5 protein-coding genes are annotated in these 4,592 nt (G+C 41.5%); 2 read left to right on the top strand and 3 right to left on the bottom strand.

The window, feature by feature from the left end; translation table 11 throughout:
* Positions 1–27: 27 nt before the first annotated feature.
* Complete coding sequence (locus tag LYNGBM3L_RS11510) at positions 28–615, bottom strand: sterol desaturase family protein (RefSeq protein ID WP_202799187.1); 588 nt, start codon at positions 613–615, stop codon at positions 28–30.
* A gap of 268 nt (positions 616–883) precedes the next feature.
* Positions 884–1,540, bottom strand: coding sequence for a transglutaminase domain-containing protein (locus LYNGBM3L_RS11505; protein ID WP_044492757.1), 657 nt, complete (start codon positions 1,538–1,540; stop codon positions 884–886).
* Between the two features lie 271 nt (positions 1,541–1,811).
* Here LYNGBM3L_RS11505 and LYNGBM3L_RS11500 point away from each other — a divergent pair, with 271 nt between their 5' ends.
* Positions 1,812–2,555: a PP2C family protein-serine/threonine phosphatase gene (locus LYNGBM3L_RS11500; protein WP_008182757.1), complete on the top strand. Its 744-nt coding sequence runs from the start codon at positions 1,812–1,814 to the stop codon at positions 2,553–2,555.
* 329 nt (positions 2,556–2,884) lie between these two features.
* Complete coding sequence (locus LYNGBM3L_RS11495) at positions 2,885–3,619, top strand: DUF2911 domain-containing protein (RefSeq protein ID WP_008182755.1); 735 nt, start codon at positions 2,885–2,887, stop codon at positions 3,617–3,619.
* Positions 3,620–3,888: 269 nt separating this feature from the next.
* Here LYNGBM3L_RS11495 and LYNGBM3L_RS11490 read toward each other — a convergent pair whose 3' ends face one another.
* Entirely contained in the window at positions 3,889–4,479 is a 591-nt protein-coding gene (locus LYNGBM3L_RS11490; protein WP_008182753.1) for a hypothetical protein, read from the bottom strand.
* Positions 4,480–4,592: the final 113 nt, after the last annotated feature.

Here is a 4,592-nt window from a genome sequence, read left to right as displayed (position 1 = left end):
GTCCAGTCATGGGTTTTAAAAGATACCTTAAGGCTTAAACCTCACCTCATAATCTTCTGCTTCCGTTCCCATCCATTTGTCCCAAAACGTAAAGTAAAGACCATAATTGAACCTGAACTTCTTGTGATGTTGGTCGTGATGGCTGGCCCCAATGAGCCACTTCCCCAACCAATGTCGATGAAAACCTTCAGGAAACAATTCAACACCTGCATGATTGAGGGTACCACTCAGAGTCATGATCAAAAGCATCACCAGCAGTACGTAAATGTGAACAGGTACAATGCACACAATGAGGGGTATGATCAAGGCTTGAGTGACAGATTCCAGCGGATGGAATGAAAAAGAAGTGAGCGAATTGGTATGAATGCTGTCGTGATGGACTTTGTGCATGATCCGGTACACTTTGGGTAAATGCATCCATCGATGAAGCCAGTAATAGTAAGTTTCATGTAAGAACAGAACGATCAAAAGACTCACCGGCAAATACACAATTCCATAACGGAATACGTCCATGTAAATAGCTGTCAGGTCCTGTTGCCAGAGAATGATCATGATGGTTCCTGAAACGCCAAATACTAGCGAAGTAATTGCGGACCAAATAATTTCTTTGGTCACTTGCTTGCTGTTTTTAGGATCACCATTGATGATACGGTGCTGGTAGCGCGTACGAAGCCATCGATAGAATAAATAATGAAATACCCCAGATACCAGCAGGTACCGCAAAAAACGACCACAAAGAGGATACAAGTCAGCAGTAAAAACTGATCAGGCTGCGTAAAGTCGGTTGTGGATAATCCATCAAACATGGCTTAAAAATACTGCGAATGACAGTCAATCTAGTTAGTTCCAATTTACAGCCCCTCCATATGCCTCATTCATGGAATCATTGCGCCAGAAACTCACTTTCCGTAAGTGGCTTGTCGAGCATTTGCCATTCCTCTCTGACAGGAAAATGCGTTTTGATCAAGTCTTTCGGATTGATGAAAAGGTAGTAGGGATTAGGTTCCCTGACCTCAACCTGACCATTGATTAACTTGGAACGACTTCCCCAGGTAGCGTCGATCAATTTCCATTCTCCTCCGAGTTTTACCCGATTCCAGCTGTGTCTGGCATTCGAGTCCAGCGCTCCGGTGAAAGTACTGGTTCTGGCAAATCCAGCCAAAAACTCTACTTCTACTCCTGCCAAATCGCATAGTTCTACAAAAAGTCTGGAATACTCCGAACAGATGCCCTTCCTTGAGAAAAATGAATCTGTGAACCGATAAAAATCCTGATTCCTGTCATAGATGGCCATATCATAGGCAATATGAGCAGTCATCCAATAATAAATGCTTTCTACCATTTCTGAGTCGTTGTTTGCTTCTAGTCTCAGATACTTGATAAATCGCTTTTTGCTTTTTTCAGACTTTGCAGGGATCTGTATAACATGCTTGTAAAGTCGATGATTAATGGAATCAGTGGCATAGCCTACCGACCAAAGGCAGACCATCAGGAGAAGGAATGAAAGAATCCGTAAAACAGTGATACGAAATGATCGCATAGTAATGACTGTCTTCTGAAATTAGTCAAAATTTTGTTAATCCGTAAGGGAAACATACTCCAACAAGGTTAAGGTAGAAGCACCGTTTCACCTGAAAACACCCCTATGAAAGCATGCTAACCAGGCCCAATAATAGCAATCTAATTCAATCCAATACTGTGTCAATTGTCCTTTCGTCGAGAAAACGGAGTTGTTCAGCGAAGAACATCACATCAAATACCGGTTATATTTTCTTTTTATGCTGTAGGCTCATATATTGCTTTAAGTAGACATGATTCAAAACGCCGCAAAAGAGAACTATTTTCAGCTGTTTCCCGAAGAGCTGCTTGCCAGTATTCTGGATGCTTTTGTGATCAATCAACCCATGATCGGAGAAGTGGGGGGTGATGGATTTTGGGTGCACCAAACACCAGAATACCTCTTTGTTGTCGTCTTTGATTGTATGGGGCATGGATATGGCGCCAGCATGATGACACGGATCTATACAAGCGCTCTTGATCATGTAGTGAGCGAGCTACAATTAACCGATCCTAGCGAGATATTATCGGCAGTCCATGAACATATGAAATCGCAGTTTCATGGTAAGCCTAAGAGAGCCATTGGTACGGGTGCAGATATGGGAATATTGCGGATCAGCAAAATGGATCGCGTACTGGCTTTTGCAGGTGCAAAAACAAATCTCTTACGGGTTGTTGACGGTCACTGCGAAATCATTAAAGCAGATCGATTGCAACTGGGAGAGTTATTTGATTACCCAAGAACTTACACCAACCATGTCATGCAACTAGATGAGTCTCAGGCTGTCAATTTTTATATGGCTAGTGATGGGTTCGTAGACATGATCGGAGGCCCAGAAACCAAGCGATTTGGCAGAAGGCAAGTGATGCAACTCCTTGAGCAAATTTATGAGAAGCCGCTGCTGAAGCAAAAGCAAGAAATCTCAGGCACCATGCAAACCTGGCTTGGTCCCAATGAACCTGTAGATGACTTGTTGATTGTTGGATTCAGGGTGTAGTTTCCGAAATATTCTTTTCTTACCTGGGATGGCGTTCCCTGAAAATGTGGGCAAGCTTCCTGTTGATTCCCTATCCTCTATTTTTTCCATCGATTATGTTGGCCACCTTACATTCGTTAGGGGGGCACTCTACCAAACACAACTACTTTCGCATGTCAATAAGGTACATGCCTAAAAAATGGTCAACTTCATGAGATTCCTAAAACCAATTTTCACACTGCTTTGCTTAGTAATGGTATTCCTGGTGAGTGCACAAATCAGCAGGCCAAGCCTAAGTCCAAGGATCAATACACAGCAAAAAGTAGGCATGGTCAATGTGACCCTGGATTATGGACAACCCAATAAACAAAACAGAGAGATTTTTTGGGGGATTAATACCTTACAACAAATTGTGGCGAACCGGTGCCAATTCTTCCACGAAGATCACTTTTGATCACGAAGTGAAATTGGCGGGTCAAGTCATTCCTGCCGGATCTTATGCCCTCTACTCAATTCCTGAAGAAAAACAGTGGACGATCATTGTTTATAAAAACACAAAACATTGGGGTACCTCGGGTTACGATTCAAAAGATGACCTGGTCCGATTTACGGTCCCGGTTACTCCTTTAAAGGATACGCGAGAAACGTTTAGCATCTATTTTGAAAAATTCAACACAAATGGTGCTGACATGGTGATCTCCTGGGAAAATGTCAAAATCAGCATGCCTCTTTTTGTTGATTCTGACGAAATTATTTTCAACGAAATTGCGACTAAGACGAATCCTGAGCTTGATGACATCAGCGCTCAAACGTACTTTGATGCGGCGCAGTTCTATTACCTGAAAAGAAAGGATCTGGACCAGGCCATGCAATGGTTCGACAAAGCCATCGAGCTACGTCCCAATGCCTTTTGGTATGTATATTATAAAGCAGAGTTATTGTTCCACCTGGGTAACTATGCCGAAGCAAAAACCTATACAGAACAATGCCTGAGTGCTGCGAAAGCAAGTCCCTCGACTGATTTTGGGTACATCGGAAAAAGTAACTTGCTGTTAAAGCAGATTGCTGAAAAGTCTGATAAGTAACTTAAAGAGAGGCGCTAACTTCTCGACGATACATTCCAGAATTCCATTGTTCCGCTTTATCCTTAGGAATAATTTCAGTCACCGCAATCGGTTCAAACTCGGAAGGATCGACTGAGGCAGAACTGAAGCTGGGAACTCAGTTCTTTTAACGGGTGTTTCACATTTTTTAAAACATAATCATAAGTGGACTAAAGATCATAGGGATATAATCAGCAGTCCCATAAACCGAGGGTTCAATGAACCATCGGAGAAACTTAGAAATCGTCCTATCATTTCATTCCCAATATGCCATTGAATTCCACGATCTGATACTGAATGAAATTATCGTAGGTATCCCAACTTGCTTTTTCACTTAATTGCCTTATTCTGATCAAATAGATGTGTATTTCATTTTTTGAAAACTCCGAAATAAAAGTCGACTCATCTCTTAGGACAGCAGCAGATATTGTATCTCCATCATCAAACAGGATCTGTGTTTTGAATTTTCTACCATCTTTATAGGGCTTAATTTTAAATGGCAAAGCATTGTATATTCCTCGATAACTATTGGCATCACTCCAGCCATCTTCATTAACCCGATAATCAAACTTATCATTAAGGTGTGTATCAAATTTAATTTCAGTATAGTTGTCTATTTCAAGCCTTTTAAGCTTTAGTAATTCCAGGAGTTTTTCCTCTTTGAGACCTCCAACCACGATGGAGTCATTGACAATCACCTCAAATTCACTGGATAACTTCAAGTCGTTGAAGGTCAAATTTCCAATATCAATAGAGTCCCTGGCGACAACTTTTAGCGCTTTATTCAAATCCAGTTCATCGCCATAATAAACTGGTGTGATGGATACATTATCTGATCTCAATTTTTCTAATTGCTTTCCATCGGATCGTTGATTAATAGAACTCCTGCAAATAGAGCAGCAATCGATCCGCCAAGTTTAATGGCCCTGTATTTAGATTTGCATGATCAATGCCT

Source organism: Moorena producens 3L (genome assembly GCF_000211815.1).
GTDB classification, from domain to species: domain Bacteria; phylum Cyanobacteriota; class Cyanobacteriia; order Cyanobacteriales; family Coleofasciculaceae; genus Moorena; species Moorena producens.
Note: the sequence above shows the minus strand (reverse complement) of the source record. Positions and strands in the feature narration are given on the sequence as shown.

Coding starts and splice junctions, on each gene's coding strand:
- LYNGBM3L_RS11505 (WP_044492757.1), bottom strand. CDS start 1,540: ATGCGATCATTTCGTATCACTGTTTTACGGATTCTTTCATTCCTTCTC.
- LYNGBM3L_RS11500 (WP_008182757.1), top strand. CDS start 1,812: ATGATTCAAAACGCCGCAAAAGAGAACTATTTTCAGCTGTTTCCCGAA.
- LYNGBM3L_RS11495 (WP_008182755.1), top strand. CDS start 2,885: ATGGACAACCCAATAAACAAAACAGAGAGATTTTTTGGGGGATTAATA.